The organism is Pseudarthrobacter sp. NPDC092424, assembly GCF_044754925.1.
Classification (GTDB): Bacteria; Actinomycetota; Actinomycetes; order Actinomycetales; family Micrococcaceae; genus Arthrobacter.
This window is the reverse complement of record NZ_JBIVQC010000006.1, coordinates 1-18074: the sequence shown is the minus strand read 5'-3', so window position 1 is coordinate 18074 and position 18074 is coordinate 1. Positions and strand designations below refer to the sequence as shown.

Genomic DNA, 18074 nt, shown 5'->3' with positions numbered 1-18074 from the left:
CTAAAAGAACACCAAAGCAAGGAGAAAAGAACATGGCACGAGTTGAGGTCCTGCTGCCCCAGTGGGGAATGGGCATGAGCGAAGGCACCATCACCACCTGGCTCAAGAGCGTCGGCGACACCGTCACCGAGGACGAGCCGCTGGCCGAAGTCGAGGCGGAGAAGGTGGAGGAGACCCTGGAGTCCCCGGCCACCGGCACCCTGGCTGAAATTGTCGTCCCCGAAGGCGAAACAGTGGACGTCCGCACCCTGATCGCCTACATCGAGACCGCCTGACGGTCCAGGGCAGGAAAGGGAGCCGGTTATGCCACAGGTCGATCCACGCCAGATCATCAAGGACGCGTCCGAGGGTGCGTACGCAGTTGGTGCGTTCAACATGCACAACGATGAGACCACTGAGGCGCTCGTCAGGGCCGCCGAACGTGCCAAGTCTCCTGTTTTCCTCCAGGTGGGCCGGGCGATCGTCCCCCACATGGGGCTCAAGAAGGCCTATGAGATGACGCGCCGCATCGCTGAGGAATCCGACGCGGAATACGTCATCCACCTGGACCACGGGCCGTGGGAGGAAGTCTTCGAGGCCATCAAGCTTGGCTTCACGTCCATCATGTACGACGGCGCGCACCTGCCGTTCGAGGAGAACATCCGGACCACCCGGAAGGTCGTCGAGGTGGCGCATTCCTTCGGCATCCCCGTGGAGGCCGAGCTGGGCAAGATCCCCGACGCCGACCAGCAGGTCGACTGGCAGTCCTACTACACGAACGTCGCCGAGGCGGAGCGCTTCGTTGCGGAGACCGGGGTCGACTTCCTCGCTATTTCGGTGGGAATCGTCCACGGTGTTCCGCTGGCGACCGCGCAGCCCCTGGACATCCAGCGGGTCAAGGAAATCGAGGCAGCCGTGAACATCCCGCTGGTGCTCCACGGCGCCTCCGGCGTCCCGGATGACGAGATACGCGCCGCCATGGCCGCCGGCGTGCACAAGTTCAATGCGGACACGGACCTGCGCCTGGCGTTCCGTTCGGGCATCGAGGCTGTCTGGTCGCAGGGCGACCGCCAGCTCGAGGACGCGATGGCGGAGGGCCGGGAGCGCATGATCCAGGCGACCATCGAGAAGATGGAGCTCTACGGCTGCGCCGGAAAGGCCCGGGGCCTGGCCCAGGTAGGGCGGTGACAGCTGTCGAGGAAGAGGGCAGGACTGTCGTCCCGCTTAAGGGAATCAGGCGCACTGCCGCGCGGCGCATGGTTGCCGCGTGGGAGGCGCCTGCCTTCCACCTTGCCGTTGAGGCGGACATGGGCGCTGCGCTCCTGGTCAAGGAGCGCAGCCCCGGCGCCACGGTCACCGATGCCATCCTCGCCGCCTGCGCGGCCGCGCTGCGTGACCACCCGGCCCTCAACGCGCACTACGCCGACGAGGCCGTCACCCGGTTCGAGCGTGTCAACGTCGGCATGGCTGTCGACACTCCGGCCGGGCTGGTGGTTCCCGTGATCAAGGACGCTGCGTCGCTCGACGTCGCGGGCCTGGCCGATGCGCGCCGGGATATCGTCCAGCGCGCCCGTGACGGCAAGCTCACCATGGACGACGTCACCGACGGGACCTTTACCGTCTCCAACCTGGGCATGATGGGGATCGACGGGTTCGATGCCATCCTCAACGTCCCCCAGGTTGCCATCCTGGCCGTCGGCGCCACGCGCCAGCAGTTCGTCCACACCGAGGACGGAAACGGCACCTGGCGGCCGCGGGCGAGGCTCACCCTCACCTGCGACCACCGCGCCATCGACGGCGCCACCGGCGCCCGGTTCCTGGCCGCAGTACGGGAGAACCTGGAGTCCAGCTGACCTGCACCACCCGCGGCGAGGGAGGCCCGGACAACCGAAAGGTTGTCCGGGCCTCCCTCTTGTGTGTGCGGCTGGACCAAACGGCGTCGGAGCCGGGACGACAAGCAATCGGGACCACACAGCAAAACAGGACGGCGGAAGGGGGGCGGCACGGGTGATCCAGCTTTCCACCCCGGGACGCTCTCTCACCTAATGCGGGTTTTGGGCCAACGCTCTCTCACCTAATGCGGGTTCTGGGCCAACGCTCTCTCACTTCCCCCGCGGCGGTCCGTTGTCTTGATGCGCCTTGCGGTCAGGGGTTCCTGGCAAAGATCTCCACAAAGCTCAAGGGCCTGACCCCGGTTCAATACCCGGGGTCAGGCCCTTGCAGCCACGCGCCGTGCGCGCTTACCTTCTACGCTTACTTCAGCCGGGAGACGACCTCTTTGACGAGGGGCCATACCCGGGTCACCGAGGTGTGGTTGACCGTTTCCTTGGGGGAGTGCAGATCGTGCAGCTCGGTGCCGATGGAGATGATGTCCAGGCCGGGAATCTTCTCGCTGAACATGCCAAGTTCCAGGCTGCACTGGGAGACGTGGACGTCGGCGTCGTGGCCCATGACGTCGCTGAACGCCTCCCGCGCCGTCTTCAGGAGCGGTGAATCGGGCCTGTACGGGAATTCGGCTGCGTCCAGGCCGTATTCCTCCACCCGGACGCCTCCGCCCGCCAGGCTGGCAAGGGCGCGGACGCGGTCCAGGATCTCGTGCTTGCGTGAGGTTACTGCCGCGGTGATCGTGGACATCAGCCGGGCGCCGTCGGGCGTGGTCCGCACGGTGCCGAGGTTGTTCGAGCTTTCCACGATTCCCGGAACGGTCAGGCTCCAGCTGAGGACGCCGTTGGGGACGAGCGCCGTCAGGCGGGCGAAGCGTGCCGCGGCTGCAGAGGAAAAGACCCGCTCCGGGGCCTCCCCGGGCTCCAGTTCGAGGCGAAGGTCCGGGTCGGCCTTGCGGTATTCGTTCTGCAGCGCTGCCTCAAGCTCGGAGATGACGGAGCGTACGCCCTCGGCGTCTTCGGGGCGCACCAGCAGGACGGCCTGTGCATCCATCGGGATGGCGTTGTTCTGGGCGCCGCCGTGCGGGGCCGAGATCTTTACGTCGTACTGCGAGAGCAGGGCGTTGAGCGCCCGGGCCAGGACCAGGACGGCGTTGGCGCGCTCGAGGTGGATGTCGAATTCGCAGTGACCGCCGGACAGGCCCCGGACCTTGAGCAGCAGGGCCTCCGGGTGCGTGGCCGGGGCCGGCTCCCACTCGGCCGGGATGTCCACGGTGAACGTGATGTCACCGCTGCAGCCGGCGAGGATTTCTTTGTCGGTGATCCAGTTGAAGTCGATCATCCGCTTGCCGGTCAGCCTGGACGTGTCGAAACTGGCGGCTCCCACCTTTCCCTTTTCCTCCATCGCGGTCAGGACGGCCTCGAGGGGAGGGTGCGGAATGTCCTTGGAGTCGAGGAGGGCCAGGATGTAGGAGACACCGATGCCGTTGTCGGCGCCCAGTGAGGTGCCGTTGGCGGTGACGAAATCACCGTCGATGAGGAGCTCGATCGGGTCCTGCTCGAAGTCGTGCACCACGCCGTCCTCCTTCTCGCACACCATGTCCAGGTGGCCGTGGAGGATGAGCGGCGGAGCGTCTTCCAGTCCGTGCTGGCCCGGCTTCTTGACCAGGACGCAGTGCAGGTCGTCTTGGGTGGCTTCCAGCCCGCGGTCCCGGGCGAAGTTGACCACCCAGTCGGCGACCTCCTTTTCGTTGCCGGAGCCGCGGGGTATGCCGGCGAGGGTTTCGAAGAAGGAGAACACCTCTTGCGGCTGGAGGGATTTCAGGACTGACATGGGGTGCCTTTCGGAAAGGGTAGGGACGTCGCCGCGGCGTTGCGGCGGACGGAGTGTTTTCAGATGCTGTTGGTCATTGTTATTTGACCACTTCGTTGTGGCCCCGGCCCATGGTAAGCGCCACCGCGGCGATGATGACCAGGCCGTAGACCAGGCTTTGCGCCTGGGGGGTTACGCCCACGGCGGCCGCGCCGATGGGCACGAGCGCCACGGTCAGGGCGCCGAAGACGATGTTGATCGGGTTGGTGATGCCGCCGGTGATAGCGGTTCCGCCGACGATGGCGGCGGCGATGCCCGGCAGCAGGAGGTCGCTTCCGAGGCCGAAGGACGACGCCGCGCCGGCCTGTGCGATCACGAGGACCCCGGCGACGCCGGCCAGCAGGCCGGAGAGGGCGAAGGCCACTACCTTGAACCAGCGGGTCCGCAAGCCCGAGAACAGGGCGCCCGTTTCATTGAGGCCCACGGCGGTCATGCCTTCGCCGGCCCGGGTGAAGCGGAGGAACGCCCAGAGCCCTACTGCCAGGACCACGCCCACCCAGAATGCCATGGGCAGGCCGGCAAGGGCTGTGCCGAACAGGGGAGCGAGCAGCTGGCCGTTCGCCGTGGCGTAGACGGTGGTCGCGTTGCTGATCACCAGGGAAGCTGCCTGCAGGATGCCGAGCGTGCCGAGCGTGAGCGCGAAGGAGGGGATCTGGCCAAACGCCACCAGGAAGCCGTTGGCGGCTCCGATGAGGGTGACGACGGCGAGAGTGACTACCGGGGCAAGCGCACCCAGGGGGCCAAGGGTCTGGGCGAGGACGATCGCTGCGAAGATCACGATCGCTGCGTTGGACAGGTCGATCGAGCCGACGTGGAGCACCATGGCCTGCCCCAGCGCCACAAGGAGGATCGTTGCCGCCTGGACGGCGAGGATCGCCATGCCGCCGCCGGTGAGGAACGCCGGCCGGAGGACGGCGACGAGGGCGAAGAGGGCGAGGAACACCGCGAACGGGCCAAAAGTGAACCACAGGTTCCGTGGCCTGCGCCGTGCGGGCGCCGCCTTGCCGTCGGCGGTGGCCGGCAGTGCGGCCGGCTGCTCGAGGAGAGCTTTCTTTGACATGGGAGTCACACCATCTTTTCCAGCAGGTCGAGTGAAGTGGGGCTGTCGACGGAGAGGTCGAAGCGCGCGGTGATTTCGCCGTCGCGCATCACGATGATCTCGTCCGCCATCTCGAGGGCTTCCTCGAGGGTGTCCGGCAGCAGGATGACCGCTGCGCCGTCGTCCTGGGCGGCGCGGATCTGGTCGTTCACCGTCTGCGAGGCTCCCGGATCGAGGCCGCGCAGCGGGTGGTCAAGGATCAGGACGCTCAGTTCCTCGGCGCGAAGCCACTTGGCCATGACCACTTTTTGCTGGTTGCCGCCGGAGAAGCGTCCCAGCGGCAGGCGCGGGTCGCGGGGGCGGACGTCGAGTTTCTCGAACCATTCCTCCGCGGCCTGCATCCGGGCCTTGCGGCGCAGGAGGGGGCCCTTGGCGGCCTCGCGGGGGTGCACCAGGGTGAGGTTCTCGGCAGCGCTCAGGCCGCCCACCATGCCTTCAACCTTGCGCTCGGAGGGAATGTAGGCGAGTCCGTGCCGGACCGCGCGGCGCATCGACCAGTTCTGCACGGGCCGGCCGCCAACTTCGAGGGTGCCGGCGTCGAAGGCCTCTGCTCCGAAGAGGGCGCGGCAGACGGATTCGCGTCCGGAGCCCATGGCACCGACGATCGCAAGGGACCGTCCGGCGGGGACGGCGAAGGAGACGTCCTTGAACTGCCCCGTCCGGCCCAGGCCCTTGGCTTCGACCGCTGCGACGGCGCCCGCGGCGCTGCCGCCCTTGCGGACCCGTGCGCGTGATTCCTGGCCGATCATGAGGCGGAAGAGTTCGTCCTCGGTGACGTCCTCGCGCCGTACATCCGCCACTACTTCGCCGTGGCGCATCACCACGACGCGGTCGCAGATCCGCAGCACTTCGTCCAGCCGGTGGGAGACGAACAGCACGGAGCCGATTTCGCGCAGTGATCGGATCTCGCGTTCGAGGATCGCGGTTTCGTTGCGCTCCAGCACGGAGGTGGGCTCGTCCAGAATTACCAGGGGGGCCGCGTGGATGGCCTCGTCCACTCGCAGGGCGCGGGCAATTTCGACCATCTGGCGGTCCACGAACGACAGGTCGCTGACCTGGGTGCGCGGGTCGATGGTGGACCCGACGCGGGCGAGGATGGTGGCTGCCTCCTGGTTCAGCCGCTTCCAGCGGTAGAACCCGTAGCGGGTGGCGGCATCCTTGGAGGAGAGGGCGTTCATCGCGATGTTCTCCGCGACAGAAAGGTTGGACAGCAGCGACTGCTCCTGGTGCACCACGCCGATGCCTGCGGCCACCGCGTCCTGCGGCCGGCGGAACTTCACGGGACGGCCGTCGGTTTCTATGGTTCCCGAATCCGGCTGGTAGAGGCCGGTCAGGATCTTCAGGAGCGTGGACTTTCCGGCGCCGTTTTCGCCGATTAGTCCGACCACTTCGTGGCGCGGCACCTCGAGCGAGACATTCTTGACCGCGTGGGTCGAACCGAAGGATTTCGAGATGTTGGTCAGCCGAAGTGCCGGGGTTTCAACTCCGGTCCGGGGGGCCAGGGAAGCGTTGGTCATTTTACGATCCTCAGTCTGCTGCGGTGCGGCCAGGTGGCCACGAGGACGGCCGCGATCAGGACGGTTCCGGAGACCGCGGATTGGATGTTCGGGCTGACCCCGCTGAGGATGAGCCCGTTGTTGAGGACGGTCAGCATGAGTACGCCGATCGCGGTGCGGAGGATGCCTCCCTTGCCGCCTCCAAGGGAGGTGCCGCCGATCACCACGGCCGCGATGGTCAGGAAGAGCGTTCCCACGCCCACCGTCGCCGAGCCGGCGCCGAGCTTGAGGGCTGCCAGCACCCCGGCGGCCGCGCTGCAGGCGCCGGCCACAACGAACACGTAGAGCTTGTACCTGAGCACGGGGATGCCGTTGCCCTTGGAGATTTCCTCGCTGTCGCCGATGGCGTAGGCAAAGCGGCCCAGCCTGGTGAAGCGGGCCACGAACATGCCTGCCAGGACGAACGCCGCGGCGAGGAGGAAGGAGTTCGGCAGGCCGAAGGTGAGCGTGGACGGCCAGCCCTTGATGCCGCCGTCGGGAAGGAAGGGGATGGATTCGTCACCGAAGAGCACCGTGGCGATTCCGAGGCCCACGAACCAGACGCCCAGCGTGACGATGAACGAGGGCACCTTGAGGCGGGTGTGCACCAAGCCGCTCAGGAGCCCGAGGCCCACGCCTACGGCCAGTGCGGCGACAATGGCCCACGGGCCAAAGTCTGCGCTGCCGCGGCTGTTGGCCGTCATGAGGACGAAGGTCATGCCGGCGGCTCCCATGACGCCCTCTACCGAGAGGTCGATCGAACCGGTCAGGATGACCAGGGTGGCGCCGACGCCGATGATCAGCGGAAGGGACGCGTGGTCCAGGATGGTCCGCAGGTTCTCCGGCGTCAGGAACGTCCCGGGGTTGAGCGCCGCGAAAACGGCGATCAGCCCCACGAGTGCAAGCACTTCGCCGAAGTTCTTTGCATTGAACCGGCGGCCCTGCCTGTGGGGTGGCTGTGCTGGGGCGGGTGCCGCCTCGAGGAGGCCGGTCCCGGTGTCCTTGTCTGTCATTACTTTCACCTGTCGTGGTTGCTGCCGAGGGGCGGCTCCGGATGCGCCTGCGCATTATCCGGAGCCGCCCAGCGTCTGTGATCCGTTAGGGCAACTTCTCCGGGCCACCCGAAACCAGCGGCACGGGGTCGGTCTCCCAAGGGCCCTTTTCGATGAGGTCGTCCATCCAGCCGTCGATGTCACCGTCGAACTTGGTGAATTCGGCGTAGTTTTCCGGGGTGACGCAGCTCAGCTTGAAGAGGCTGTTGCGCTTTTCCTTGGGCAGTTCCGAGGGCTTGATCTCACCGGTGGCGGCGAGGTAGGAGGTGTAGAGGCCGATGGCCGCTGCCATGAATCCGCGGTGGAAGGTCTCGCCGGCGATGGCGCCGTTGCCCATGTTTTCCTTCATCATGTCGACCACCGGCGGGTACAGGCCGTCGGAGGCGAACTTGACGTCGTTGATGCGGCCCGCGTCCTTCACGGCCTGGACGGCGCCGATGATCATGCCGTCGTCGGCGGCCCAGATGCCGTCAACCTTGTCGCCGTACTTGGCCAGGAGGTTCTGGGTCTCCTTGAGGCCGAGCTGCGGGTCCCAGTTGGCGGGGCGGGTGTCCAGGAGCTTCACGTCGGGGTAGGCCTTGAGTGCATCCTTCAGGCCGGCGACGCGGGTCTGGCTGGTGGTGCTGTCCAGCACGCCTGCGAGGGCCACGATGTTCCCCTTGCCGCCGATGCTGTCGGCGAGTGCCTTGGCGGTGCACTGGCCGCTCTCAACGCCGGAGTGCTTCTGGAAGGCAACGAAGTTGTCGCCCTGGTCCCAGGGTTCGAAGTTGTCCGGCTTGTTCCACCAGACCGTTGCGTAACCGCCGGCGGCCTTGACTGCGTTGACGATGGGCGGAGCGTCCGAGCTTGCGACGGTGTTGACCATCAGCGCCACCTTCTTGCCCTGGGCAAGGATGGCCTGGATCTTCGAGATCTCGGTCTGCGAGCTGCCTTCGGAGTCGACGATTTCGAGCGGCACGTCCAGCTTCTTGGACAGGGCCTTGGCGCCTTCGATCATGGACGCCATGTAGGGGTTGGTGGTGTTGATGACCGACGCGACCAGGACGATGTCCTTCTTGTCGATCGGCTGCTGGCTGGTGGCCGTGGTGGAAGAGCAGGCGGTGGTGGCCAGCAAGCCGGCCACCAGCCCAAACGCCGCTACACGGCGGGTGATGGTTTTCCTGAGGTGCATCAAAGACTCCTTTGTGAGAGACGACCCGAAGTAGTGATTAATAAATATTCAGCTACTGCATTTGCATGCTTATGAGTGTGCGATACCTCACAGGCGCCTGTCAAGAGGTCGCGGCACACTCGCTCTAGAGGTGGCTTAAATAACTGTGGGGAGGCTGCATGGCAGCCTCCCCACAGTGGTCATGCAGACCTAGCGGAGTGTCCTGAAGAACGTCCGGACGTCGTCCACGTACGTATCCGGCACCTCAAGCGGAGCGAAGTGCCCGCCGTCGTCATGCACGCGGTACTGCTGGAGGTTGAAGTACTTCTCGGTCCAGCTCATGGGCGGCTTATAGATTTCACCCGGATAGATTCCGACGGCGGTCGGCGCACCCACCACGGGGAAGCGGTCGTGCGAGGGCTTCCAGGGGTTGCCCCTGCATTCCCAGTAGTAGCGCGAGGACGTGCCGCCCGTGTTGGTCAGGAAGTACACGGCCGCGGTGGTGACCAGGTCTTCCTTTGGCCATACCCGTTCGAACGCTTCGGTGCCCTGGCCGCGTTCCTCCAGGCCCCAGAAGTAGCGCTTTTCGGTGATCCACGCCAGCTGGGCGGCAGGGGAGTCCGCCACGAGGGCGGCCAGCGTCTGCGGTTTGGTCAGTTGGATCTCGCCGTACCCGCTCTCCTTCTGGACAAAGAGCTTGCCGCGTTCGAACCAGCCCTTCTCGTCGGCGTCGTTGTATTCGCTTTCGTCCGGAAGCCCCAGGAAGGGGTCGTACTTCACGCCCGGAGGCGCGTCCGGGTGGTCGGCGAGGTAGTGGCTCATCTGTGCCGGGAAGTGCGTGTAGACGCCATAGACGTCGTCCTCATATTTATGGCCGTGCTGCTGGGCGATCAGGGCACCCCAGTCGCCGCCGGCGGTGGCGTACTTCTCGTAACCCAGGACGTCCTTCATGAGGGCGTTCTCCAGGTCGGCCGTCCGCCACCAGTTCCAGCCCGGTTCGGTCAGCGGCGAGGAGAAACCGTACCCCGGCAGCGAGATCAGGACCACGTCGAAGGAGTCGGCCGGGTCCCCGCCATGGCTCGCCGGGTCGGAGAGGGGTCCGATCACCTTGCGCAGGTCCCAGAAGGTCCAGGGCCAGCCGTGGTGGATGAGCAGGGGCATGGGGTTCGGCCCCTTGCCCTTGACGTGGATGAAGTGGAGCGGGACGCCCATCAGTTCGGTCTTGAAGTGCGGCAGCTCGTTCATGCGCTGCTCGACGTCGCGCCAGTCGTATTCGTTGATCCAGTAGTCGACGAGCTGTTTGTGGTAGTCGGTGTTGTAGCCGTACCGCCAGTCGTCGTTGGCGAAGTCCACAGGGTACCGCGTGCGGCGGAGCCGCTCGTTCATGTCCTTGAGGTCCTCATCGGGGATCGAGATGGTGAAGGGGGTTACCCCGCCTTCGTTGTGCGCAGCCATTGCGCCTCCTCGGAAATAGGTGGTTGGAATTGACGTGCTCAGGTGATGTTGTAGAGGGCCCGGGCTTCTTCATGCGTGGCGATGGGCCGGCCGACCTCGCGCGCGATTTCCTGGGCCTGCTGCAGCAGTTCCAGGTTGGTGGGGTTGCGGGCGGGGTCGTAGAAGAGCTCGAGGCCCGTCTTGATGTGGCCGCCGAGCTCGATCGCCCGGCGGAGGATGCCGGTGTCGTCGAGGGCGCCCTGGCCCCAGATGGAGATGTACCAGGGGTGCTTGACCTTCGCCTCTTCGATCATGGAGAGGTAGTAGTAGAGGCTTTCCAGGCTGGGCTTCATGCCGTTGGTGCCGATCGGCTCCATGGCGGTGAGCCCGTAGTCGCCGATGAGGTAGAAGTCCCACATGGAGCCCTTGGTGGACAGGCCCCGGTTGACGTAGTGCATGGCGTGGCGCAGGTGGCCCGGCTCGTACACGCCGAACACCATGGCGAGGTCCCGCTCCCGGAACATCTTCACCTGGCTGGCCACGCGCTGGTAGTTGAATCCGAATTCCGGCCCGGAGAGGTATCCTTCCTCGTCCTCCTCGACCGCGAAGAGGGTCAGGCCGGTGTCGACGCAGCCGATGCGTACGTTGCCGCCCTCGTACAGGTGCGGTACGTGCTCGAGTCCGTTTTCATGGGGCAGCAGGCGGAGGTTGTTGCAGGTGGTGGGGTACCAGGTGATGTCCGGGTGTTTTTCCAAGACCCGGTCCCACGTCCGCATGTAGTCCTTGTAGGCGTTCTCGCCGAGCAGGTCGAAGCTGGTGTTGTGGGCGTGGATCGCGCCGGCGCCCGCTTCCCAGCACCGGATGGCGTCTTCGGCGATTTCCTCGTAGGAGATGGGGGTATTGGGGTTCATCTCCTTGGTGCGGATGCCGTTGATGTGGGACTCGATCACCACCGGGTAGTCCCAGTTCGGCTTCATGTCGGCATACTTGTCGAGGGCGGTGGTCACAGTACCTCCTGGCAGATGGCGTGGCGCCGATCCAACGGCAACCTGCCGGGCATGAATCGTTATGCGCACTTGAAATGAATATGCCATCGATCATGGGACGTACGGCACACCGTTGTCAATAGGTCACCGCCGTGCGGGGAGGTTCAGTCCTTGGTCGCGGACGTGCGGCGCCGGGACGTAGTCCGCGCCGGCTTCAGTTCGGCCGCCGCCTTGCGGTCCTCGGGCGCCGTGTCCACCAGGAAGCGGGCCGTGGCTGCATCGGTGACCAGCGTGTCCACCCAGCCGCCGGCCGCTGCCGCCCTGATGGCGCGGTGCTTGCGGGCACCGCCGGCTACCGCCCAGCGGTGCTTCGCGTTGCGGAGCTGCTCGCGGGTGATGCCAACCACCAGGTCTTCGAGTTCCGAGTCGATCGGGTTCCCGTCGGCGTCCAGGAAGTGCAGGCAGACTTCCCCTACCGCCCCGAGCTCACGCACGCGGGCGAACTGCTCGTCCGTGAAGAAGTTGTCACCGGGGCGGAGGTCCGGATCGATCTCGTCGGCACCGATACCCACCAGCGCCAGGTCCACCGAATCGAGCATCTGCAGCGCCTCCCGTGCGTGCGGATCGCCGCTCAGCAGGAGTTCCTTCATTTCCCGGCTCGCTGCGACGCCGGGCGTCCGGAGGAAGACAGGTTGCGCCCCGGTGAGGGCGGCGAACTGCTGGGTGGATCGGGCGGTGTCGTGCTGGAGGGAGGGCGGGCCAAGGTCGCCGAGCGTTTCGATGACGTGCTTGCAGCGGGTGCGCATGGGCAGCATGACGTTGATCATGGTCCGCATGGTCTTGCTCCACGAGGTCAGGGCTATGGTGCGGACCTCGAAGGCCACGTCCTGAAGGAGCGAGGCCATGGTGTGCGCCAGGTCCTTGCCCAGCTCTTCCTCGTTGTCGCTGACGGCGTCGATGATGTGGACCTCGTTTAGTCCATACAGCGCCTCCACGCGCTCTTCGAGCTCCGCGTGGACGTGCGGGGGGACCGCCACCACGGTCCGCACGATCGCGGCCTCCTCGGCCTGGGCCAGGAGCCGGGACACGCGGGACTGCGAAATCTGCAGCCGTTTCGCGATGTCGGTCTGGCGCATCTCGTGGGTATGGTAAAGGCGCGCCACCTTGATCATCAGTCGCTGCGCGTCGACGTCGTTCATTGCACTCCTTTTGTTGCTCCGCCCATCTTAGGGCCCCCTTGACACGTGATCCGGGGCACATGACACTTGTAAATGTAAATGCAGCCCATAAATATTTATTCTATCGCTTGTGGGGCAGGAAAGGGAAGCGCTATGGAGGAGTTCAGCACTCCGTTCGACGTCGTCGTCGTGGGGGCAGGAATCAACGGCCTGGGAATCGCCCGGGATGCCGCCCTTCGGGGGCTGCGGGTTGTCTTGCTTGAACAGGATGACATTTGCAGCGGCGTCTCCGCATGGTCGGGACGGCTGGTCCATGGCGGGCTGCGGTATCTCGAACACCGTGACTTCGCCCTGGTCCGTGAATCGCTGCGCGAACGTGAGCTTCTTTTCCGGCTGGCTCCGCACCTGGTCAAGCCGCTGCGTCTCATCATGCCACTGAGCTCGCACAGCCGCCGTCCCGCCTGGCTGATCCGGATCGGCATGTTCCTCTACGATGCCCTGTCCTTCGACAAGAAGACCCAGGGCCACGAGGTCCTGAACCGGGACGCGATCCTCCGCCGGTTCCCCGGGATCTCTCCCGACGGCCTCCGCGGGGCAGTGGTCTTCACCGACGGACAGGTTGAATACGCGGAGCGGCTCTGCACCGAGGTTGCCCTTGCCGCCGCCGGCGCCGGGGCAGTGATCCGGACCAAGGCGCGGGTCGAAGAACCCGTCATGGAGGGCGGGCGCGTTGTCGGGGTGCGCTACCGGAATACGCTGACCGATGAGATGCACGAGGTCCGTGCACCGATCGTCCTCAACGTGGCAGGCCCCTGGATTGACCGGATTTTCCGGCGCGGTGCGCCGGAGCAGCCGCGGCTGAACGGAGGAACCAAGGGCAGCCACCTCATCGTTGACCCCTTCCCGGGAGCCCCCGACGACGTCGTCTACTACGAGTCCAAGACCGACGGCCGCCTGGTCCTCGTGATCCCGTGGATGGGCCGCTACCTCATCGGAACAACGGACCTGCGCTTCGACAGGGATCCCGGCGAAGCCCGCTGCGACGCCGACGAAATGGACTACCTGCTGGGCGAGGTCAACGAACTCATACCATCGGCAAAACTCACCCCCGCAGACGTTCTCTTCACCTATTCCGGGGTGCGCCCGCTGCCGTACGCACCGGACGTGGAGGAGTGGGAGATTCCCCGCAGCCATGTCCTGCACGACCACGCCCCGGACCTGCCCGGCCTCATCACCGTGGTGGGCGGGAAGCTGACCACCTACCGGCAGCTCGCCCAGGACGCGATCGACGACGTCTTCAAGCGCCTCGGACGCAAGAGCCCCAGGTGCGTGACCGCCAGCCTCCCGCTCCCCGGCGCGGCGGGCGACTTCAGCGACTTCACGGCTGCGCGGACTGCCCTCGGCCGGGAAGGCCTCGACGGCCGGACGGTTGAACGGCTGCTGGCCCTTTACGGAACCAGGGCCCTTGACGTCATCTCCGAGGCGGATACGGCCGGCGGCGGTTACCCCGTCCTCGATCCCGCAACGGGTGCGCTGGAGGCCGAGATCCTCCTCGCCGTGCGGCACGAGTTCGCCCAGACCCTCACCGACGTCCTGGCACGCCGGATGCTCCTGGCCTTCGAACCGGGCCACGGGCTCGACGTCGTGGAGCGGGCCGCCGCCGTCATGGGCGACGAGTGCGGCTGGGACAGTGAGCGTCAGGCCGCCGAAATCCGGGGCTACCGCGAATGGCTGGAACGCCTGGCTGTTCCTGCCCATGCTGCCCAGGACCGGGCCACAGCGGAGGGCTCCGCGTCATGACGGCGCGCTACGTCCTGGCCCTGGACGAAGGATCCACCAGCGCCCGCGCGGTGCTGGTGTCCCTCGACGGGCAGATCGTGGCCGAGGCCCGCCATCCGGTCGTCCCCCTTTTCCCCAAACCGCGGTGGGTCGAACTCGACCCCGCGGCGCTGTGGGAGGCCCAGCGGAACAGCATGCAGGCCGTCATGGCCAAGGTGGGCGCCACGACGGACGATCTGGCCGCCGTCGGGATCACCACCCACCGGGAGTCCTGCCTCCTGTGGGACCGCCGGACGGGGGAGCCGGTCCACAACGCGATCATGTGGATGTCCAAGCAGACGGACGGGATCGTCCAGCGCTGGAGTACGGACGGCCTTGACCAGGAGTTCCGGCAGCGGACCGGCCTGTTCAACGATTCGTTCTTCAGTGCCGCCAAACTCGCCTGGGTGCTGGAGAACGTGGCCGGTGTGCGGGAACGCGCCCAGCGCGGAGAGCTGGCCGCCGGCACGGTGGACACCTGGCTGCTGTGGCAGCTGACCGGTGGCCGTTCGCATTTCACGGACCACAGCGAGGCGTCCCGCACGGCGCTGTTCTCCCTCGAAACACGCGACTGGGACGAGAAGCTTATCGAGGCGTGCGGTATCCCGGGCCGGCTGCTGCCCCCGGCACTGCCGTCCGATTCGCACTTTGGCGACATGCGGCCGGCCGACGTCGGGCTCCCGGGCACGTCAAGTGTCCCCATCATGGCGATCATGGGAGACCAGCAGGCGGGGATGTTCGGCCAGGCGTGTTTCGAGGCCGGGTCAGTGAAGAACACCTACGGCACCGCCGGGGTCCTGACTGCCAACAGCGGCCCCGCTCCCGCGATCCTGGACGGCCTCACCGCCAGCGTCGGCTGGACCGAGGGTGGAACAACCGCCTATGAAATCGAAGGCGTCGTGTTTCACTGCGGCCAGACCCTGCAGTGGATGCGTGAGCGGCTGGGGATCCTTTCCGAGGATACCGACCTCGAGGAACTAGGGCGGCGGGTCCAGGACACCGGAGGCGTGTACATCGTCCCGGCCTTCGCCGGACTGTGCGCCCCGCACTGGTCCCGGGACAGCAAGGCGAGCATCGTGGGGCTGACGCTGGAGAGCAGTTCCGAGCACATTGTGCGCGCGGGCATCGAGGCGATGGCATACCAGACGCGGGACAACATCGATGTGCTCGTCGCCGGCGGCAACCCGGTTCCGGAGCTTAAGGTCGACGGCGGTGCGGCGCGCAGCAACCTGCTCTGCCAGTTCCAGGCGGACATCCTCGGCGTCCCGGTGCTTCGTCCCACTGAGCTGGAGCGGACCGCTTTGGGCGTCGCCCACCTTGCGGGGATGGGCGTCGGCCTCTGGAGCCGTGACGACCTGGCGACAGGCTGGCAGATCGACCGGGTTTTTGAACCGGAGATGTCCGCGGAGCGGCGCGAGGAGCTGTACGCCGGCTGGTGTGACGCCGTGAGGACCGTGACCGGGCGGAGTCCGGGTCCCGGAACGCTGTGAACGCCGTCCATCCGCCGTTCGGCTCCGGGCCGGTCCGGCTGGTCCATGATCCGAAACCGCGCTCCGGTCCGGAGGACATGGAGTTCATCGCCGGCCGGCTCCTCGCGCTCCCTTCCGCACGGGCCGGTGAGCTGAACTTCTCCCGGCCGCTTCCGACGGCGGCTTTCAGCCGCAGGGATTCGCTCCGCGCCGGTTACCCGGCGGCCCGCGAGTTCCTGGCAGCACGCGGTTATGAACCGATCATCAGGCCGGTTGGGGGACACCTGGCGCTGTACGGTCCCGGCGACCTGGTGGTCCACCTTTGGGCGCCCAACCCGGACGCCAGGTCCTCGATCAAAGAACGCTTCGAGTCCTTCGCCCACCACTCCGCCGCCGCCCTCCGGGTCCTCGGAGCCGACGCGCGGGTCGGTGCCGTACCGGGCGAATACTGCACCGGCGAATTCAGCGTCAACGACGCCGGGCGCGCCAAGCTGGCAGGGACCGGGCAGCGGCTCACCAAGCACGGATACCTGTTCAGCGCCGTCGTCATGGTCGAGGACGCCGGCCCGGCACGGGCGGCCCTCGAGGAGGCCTACGCCCTCCTGGACCTCGACTTCCGGCCGGAATCCGTCGGCTGCGTCGCTGACGCCGTTCCGGGGACCACCGTGGACGATGTCCGCGACGCCCTGGCCGGCACGCTGATGCCCCTGCTTGAGCCAGCCGCCCGCCCCGGGGCCACGTCCACGGCGTGCCGCGCCCCGCGTGCCATCAACCACCATTCGCAACACACCCTCTCTGGAGCCACCCGTGTCCACTGACCATTCCACCCGCCCCACCGTCCAGGCCCTCCAGGACCGCCCCCGCGCCCGAGTCCTCATCATCGGCGGCGGCATCAACGGCGTCGGCACCTTCCGCGACCTTGCGCTGCAGGGCGTCGAGGTGGCGCTGGTGGAACGGGGCGACTTCTGCCAAGGGGCATCCGGTGCCTCCTCCCACATGATCCACGGCGGCATCCGGTACCTCGAGAACGGCGAGTTCCGCCTGGTGCACGAGTCCGTGGTGGAGCGGAACCGGCTCCTGAACATCGCGCCGCACTACGTCAAGCCGCTGCAGACCACCATCCCGGTGTTCTCAACGTTCTCCGGGCTGCTGAACGCGCCGCTGCGTTTCATCACGCACCGCTCCGGCAAACCGAAGGAACGCGGGGCAATCCTGGTGAAGGTGGGCCTGAGCCTCTACGACGCGTTCTCGCGCCGGGGCGGGTCGGTGCCGCGGCACCGGTTCGTGGGCCGCAAACGCTCTCTGGCGGAGTTGCCCGCCCTGCGGGCCGATCTTAAATACACTGCCACCTATTTCGACGCCTCGGTGCATGATCCCGAGCGGCTCACCCTGGACGCCCTCCGGGACGGCCTCGAGGCAGGCCCCCACGCCCGCGCTGCCAATTACCTTTCCTTCGTTGGAACGCACGACGGCGGCGCGCGGCTCCGCGACGAGCTCACCGGTGAGGAATTCACCTTCGCCGCGGACGTCGTCGTCAACCTGACCGGCGCGTGGGTGGACGCGACCAACGGCGCCCTGGGGTCGCCGTCGCGCTTCATGGGAGGGACCAAAGGCTCGCACATTGTCCTGGACCACCCGGGCCTGCTGGCCGCCACGGGCGGCCGCGAAATCTTCTTCGAGCACAGCGACGGGCGCATCGTGCTGATCTACCCCATGGTTGACCGTGTGCTGGTGGGAACCACGGACATCGACGCGGGGGAGGACCTGGAGCCCGTCTGCACCGACGCCGAGATCCAGTACTTCTTCGACCTGATCCGCCATGTGTTCCCGGCTGTGTCGGTTTCCCGCGAGGACATTGTCTATACCTTCTCCGGGGTCCGGCCCCTGCCGCGGCACGACGACACCGCCCCGGGCTTTGTTTCCCGCGACTACCGCATCGAGCGCTCGGTCCTGCCCGGAACCGACCGGCCTGTCCTGAGCATCGTCGGGGGTAAATGGACCACCTTCCGGGCATTGTCCGAGCAGGTGGCCGACGAGGTCCTGGGCCTGCTTGGGCGGGTCCGCTCGGTGGACACCCGGAACCTTCCCATCGGCGGAGGACGGGCCTACCCGCAGGATGGTTCCGCCGTCGAGGCCTGGATCGCTGCCCGCACCGGCCCCGGGATCAGTGCGGACCGCGCCCGGACTCTTCTGGCCCGTTACGGCACCCGCGCCGACGAAGTGCTGGCGTTCCTGGCAGAGGGGGACGACGCGCCCTTGCGGAGCACCGCTGAGCTGAGCACCCGCGAGCTGGCCTGGATGGCGGCGCACGAACAGGTGGCCCACGTGGCCGACGTCCTGATCCGCCGGACGGGCCTGGCCTTCCGTGGCCTGGTCACCGCGGAGGTGGCCTACGAGGTGGCCGCGCAGCTGGCGCCGCACCTCGGGTGGGGCCAGCGCCGGATCGAGCAGGAGGCACAGGACGCGCTCATGCTGCTCGCCCAACGCCACGGCGCGGGCGCTGCGGCACTGGGGGTGCGGTCATGACATTGGCACCTGAGGGCCGGAAGATGCTGCGGATTGAGCAGCGTAACGCGGCTGTCCCGGTGGAGCGGAAGCCGGAGTGGATCAAGGCGAAG

General features: G+C 66.8%; 15 protein-coding genes. 7 read left to right on the top strand and 8 right to left on the bottom strand.

The features are described 5' to 3' along the window. The first annotated feature begins 32 nt into the window (after nucleotides 1-32). The 3 genes from ACIQCN_RS10435 to ACIQCN_RS10425 are packed head-to-tail and all read left to right on the top strand — an operon-like array spanning nucleotide 33 to nucleotide 1832. Entirely contained in the window at nucleotides 33-275 is a 243-nt protein-coding gene (locus tag ACIQCN_RS10435) for a biotin/lipoyl-containing protein (protein WP_377215109.1), read from the top strand. Between the two features lie 28 nt (nucleotides 276-303). Continuing rightward, nucleotides 304-1167 carry a ketose-bisphosphate aldolase gene (locus ACIQCN_RS10430; protein ID WP_400607940.1) on the top strand — a complete coding sequence of 288 codons (864 nt, stop codon included), beginning with the start codon at nucleotides 304-306 and terminating at the stop codon, nucleotides 1165-1167. Continuing rightward, nucleotides 1164-1832: a 2-oxo acid dehydrogenase subunit E2 gene (locus ACIQCN_RS10425; protein WP_400610790.1), complete on the top strand. Its 669-nt coding sequence runs from the start codon at nucleotides 1164-1166 to the stop codon at nucleotides 1830-1832. Before ACIQCN_RS10430 ends, ACIQCN_RS10425 begins: the two co-directional genes overlap by 4 nt. 400 nt (nucleotides 1833-2232) lie before the next feature. Here the strand turns inward: ACIQCN_RS10425 and pepD are convergent, their stop codons facing one another. The 8 genes from pepD to ACIQCN_RS10385 all read right to left on the bottom strand — a co-directional run bounded on the left by pepD (nucleotide 2233) and on the right by ACIQCN_RS10385 (nucleotide 12190). Beyond that, complete coding sequence (pepD, locus tag ACIQCN_RS10420; RefSeq protein ID WP_400610788.1) at nucleotides 2233-3696, bottom strand: beta-Ala-His dipeptidase; 1464 nt, start codon at nucleotides 3694-3696, stop codon at nucleotides 2233-2235. Between the two features lie 79 nt (nucleotides 3697-3775). Beyond that, a complete protein-coding gene (locus ACIQCN_RS10415) occupies nucleotides 3776-4795 on the bottom strand; it encodes an ABC transporter permease (RefSeq protein WP_377215113.1) in 1020 nt (339 codons plus the stop codon). A gap of 5 nt (nucleotides 4796-4800) precedes the next feature. Further along, a complete protein-coding gene (locus tag ACIQCN_RS10410; RefSeq protein ID WP_400610786.1) occupies nucleotides 4801-6351 on the bottom strand; it encodes a sugar ABC transporter ATP-binding protein in 1551 nt (516 codons plus the stop codon). Then, nucleotides 6348-7382, bottom strand: a complete 1035-nt coding sequence (locus tag ACIQCN_RS10405) for an ABC transporter permease (protein ID WP_400610784.1) — start codon at nucleotides 7380-7382, stop codon at nucleotides 6348-6350. The genes ACIQCN_RS10410 and ACIQCN_RS10405 overlap by 4 nt, the downstream gene beginning before the upstream one ends. An 85-nt stretch (nucleotides 7383-7467) precedes the next feature. Further along, complete coding sequence (locus ACIQCN_RS10400) at nucleotides 7468-8592, bottom strand: sugar ABC transporter substrate-binding protein (RefSeq protein WP_377215116.1); 1125 nt, start codon at nucleotides 8590-8592, stop codon at nucleotides 7468-7470. A 189-nt stretch (nucleotides 8593-8781) separates the two neighbouring features. Next, nucleotides 8782-10026 carry an epoxide hydrolase family protein gene (locus tag ACIQCN_RS10395; protein ID WP_400607927.1) on the bottom strand — a complete coding sequence of 415 codons (1245 nt, stop codon included), beginning with the start codon at nucleotides 10024-10026 and terminating at the stop codon, nucleotides 8782-8784. A 38-nt stretch (nucleotides 10027-10064) separates the two neighbouring features. Beyond that, a complete protein-coding gene (locus ACIQCN_RS10390; RefSeq protein ID WP_400532422.1) occupies nucleotides 10065-11012 on the bottom strand; it encodes a 3-keto-5-aminohexanoate cleavage protein in 948 nt (315 codons plus the stop codon). A gap of 143 nt (nucleotides 11013-11155) precedes the next feature. Beyond that, nucleotides 11156-12190, bottom strand: a complete 1035-nt coding sequence (locus tag ACIQCN_RS10385; protein WP_400610782.1) for a sugar-binding transcriptional regulator — start codon at nucleotides 12188-12190, stop codon at nucleotides 11156-11158. 132 nt (nucleotides 12191-12322) lie between these two features. On the opposite strand from ACIQCN_RS10385, the gene glpD reads away from it, so the two are divergent. Genes glpD through ACIQCN_RS10365 form a run of 4 tightly spaced genes read left to right on the top strand, consistent with a single transcriptional unit; the run spans nucleotide 12323 to nucleotide 17982 of the window. Then, entirely contained in the window at nucleotides 12323-13969 is a 1647-nt protein-coding gene (gene glpD, locus ACIQCN_RS10380) for a glycerol-3-phosphate dehydrogenase (protein ID WP_400610780.1), read from the top strand. Next, nucleotides 13966-15477 (top strand): FGGY family carbohydrate kinase, encoded by a 1512-nt coding sequence (locus ACIQCN_RS10375; RefSeq protein WP_400607918.1) that lies wholly within the window; start codon nucleotides 13966-13968, stop codon nucleotides 15475-15477. The genes glpD and ACIQCN_RS10375 overlap by 4 nt, the downstream gene beginning before the upstream one ends. Then, a complete protein-coding gene (locus tag ACIQCN_RS10370) occupies nucleotides 15474-16274 on the top strand; it encodes a lipoyl protein ligase domain-containing protein (protein WP_400610778.1) in 801 nt (266 codons plus the stop codon). The genes ACIQCN_RS10375 and ACIQCN_RS10370 overlap by 4 nt, the downstream gene beginning before the upstream one ends. Continuing rightward, nucleotides 16264-17982: a glycerol-3-phosphate dehydrogenase/oxidase gene (locus ACIQCN_RS10365; protein WP_400610776.1), complete on the top strand. Its 1719-nt coding sequence runs from the start codon at nucleotides 16264-16266 to the stop codon at nucleotides 17980-17982. Before ACIQCN_RS10370 ends, ACIQCN_RS10365 begins: the two co-directional genes overlap by 11 nt. Nucleotides 17983-18074 lie beyond the last annotated feature (92 nt).

Excerpts from the sequence above, each read along its gene's own strand:
- ACIQCN_RS10430 (WP_400607940.1), top strand. The coding sequence starts at position 304 with ATGCCACAGGTCGATCCACGCCAGATCATCAAGGACGCGTCCGAGGGT.
- ACIQCN_RS10415 (WP_377215113.1), bottom strand. The coding sequence starts at position 4,795 with ATGTCAAAGAAAGCTCTCCTCGAGCAGCCGGCCGCACTGCCGGCCACC.
- ACIQCN_RS10400 (WP_377215116.1), bottom strand. The coding sequence starts at position 8,592 with ATGCACCTCAGGAAAACCATCACCCGCCGTGTAGCGGCGTTTGGGCTG.
- ACIQCN_RS10410 (WP_400610786.1), bottom strand. The coding sequence starts at position 6,351 with ATGACCAACGCTTCCCTGGCCCCCCGGACCGGAGTTGAAACCCCGGCA.
- glpD (WP_400610780.1), top strand. The coding sequence starts at position 12,323 with ATGGAGGAGTTCAGCACTCCGTTCGACGTCGTCGTCGTGGGGGCAGGA.
- ACIQCN_RS10385 (WP_400610782.1), bottom strand. The coding sequence starts at position 12,190 with ATGAACGACGTCGACGCGCAGCGACTGATGATCAAGGTGGCGCGCCTT.
- ACIQCN_RS10435 (WP_377215109.1), top strand. The coding sequence starts at position 33 with ATGGCACGAGTTGAGGTCCTGCTGCCCCAGTGGGGAATGGGCATGAGC.
- ACIQCN_RS10375 (WP_400607918.1), top strand. The coding sequence starts at position 13,966 with ATGACGGCGCGCTACGTCCTGGCCCTGGACGAAGGATCCACCAGCGCC.
- ACIQCN_RS10395 (WP_400607927.1), bottom strand. The coding sequence starts at position 10,026 with ATGGCTGCGCACAACGAAGGCGGGGTAACCCCCTTCACCATCTCGATC.
- pepD (WP_400610788.1), bottom strand. The coding sequence starts at position 3,696 with ATGTCAGTCCTGAAATCCCTCCAGCCGCAAGAGGTGTTCTCCTTCTTC.
- ACIQCN_RS10405 (WP_400610784.1), bottom strand. The coding sequence starts at position 7,382 with ATGACAGACAAGGACACCGGGACCGGCCTCCTCGAGGCGGCACCCGCC.